This is a genomic window from Nostoc sp. 106C, assembly GCF_002154725.1.
Taxonomy (GTDB): Bacteria; Cyanobacteriota; Cyanobacteriia; order Cyanobacteriales; family Nostocaceae; genus Aulosira.
Genome location: NZ_MTAW01000002.1, coordinates 1 through 1,092, shown reverse-complemented (window position 1 = coordinate 1,092; position 1,092 = coordinate 1). Strand labels below are relative to the sequence as shown.

Below are 1,092 nucleotides of genomic sequence, written 5' to 3'. Positions count from 1 at the left end.
GGCGTTGTTGCGTGAATAGGCAAAATGGTAAATTTTACCTATCGCCGATGTTCGCTCGCCGCCTAGTCCTGCATATGAAGACGAAAGCCCAGTACAAAGTTAAAAATTGCAACGCTTATGATGCGGCACTCAAGCAACGAGGCAGTATAACTTTGTGGGTAAACGAAGAAGTCATCGAGCAGTGGCGCAACCAACAGAAAACAGGGAGAAAGGGAGCATCTAATTATTATTCAGATACGGCGATGCCTGCGGCAACCCGAAGCGGGAACGCTACAATGGGGACAATTCAATCGGTATTTCATTTACCTGGGCGGCAAGCAGAGGGATTTTTGGAATCGCTGTTCATGCTCATGGGAATTGAGCTAGCAGTCCCGGATCACTCTACCCTATCTCGTCGTTTAACCAAGTTGTCAGTAAAACTGCCAGTTATACCAAAGGAGAAAGCTGTTCATGTTGTGGTGGATTCAACTGGGGTAAAAGTTTATGGTGAAGGCGAATGGAAAGTCCGCACACATGGAGTAGCTAAAAGACGGACGTGGCGCAAGTTGCATTTAGGAGTTGATGAGGGTAGTGGAGAAATTTTGGCTGCGGTAGTCACTACTAATGATTTAGCCGATTGTGAGGTGCTGCCCGACTTATTGGAGCAGATTGAACACCCGATAGAGCAAGTATCTGGAGATGGTGGCTATGACACAAAAGGTTGTTACGACACCATTTCACAACGCGGGGCGAGAGCCGCAATTCCACCACGTAGCAACGCCAAAATGCAACAACCACATCCTCATTCCCAGCCCCATCCCAGAGATGAAAATCTGCCAAGGGTGAACCAAGTCGGGCGTAAGCAATGGAAACAAGAGAGTGGATATCATCGCCGTTCATTATCCGAAACAGCCATCTTTCGCCTCAAAACCATCAATGGTGGTAAGTTGAGACGACGCTTTTTTGACAATCAAGCTGTCGAGCTATTTCTACAGTGTGCCGCCCTTAACCGCATGATTCAATTGGGCAAACCTGACTCTTACAAAGTCAAAAACTAATTTTAATTCCAATTGTGGATTTGTGTGTCTTCTTTTTCTTTCATGCAACAAAGCC

At 46.4% G+C, this 1,092-nt stretch carries 1 protein-coding gene; it reads left to right on the top strand.

Features of this window, described 5'->3' with window-relative positions:
* The first annotated feature begins 74 nt into the window (after window positions 1-74).
* Window positions 75-1,037: an IS5 family transposase gene (locus BV375_RS00010; protein ID WP_086755923.1), complete on the top strand. Its 963-nt coding sequence runs from the start codon at window positions 75-77 to the stop codon at window positions 1,035-1,037.
* The last annotated feature ends 55 nt before the right edge of the window (window positions 1,038-1,092 follow it).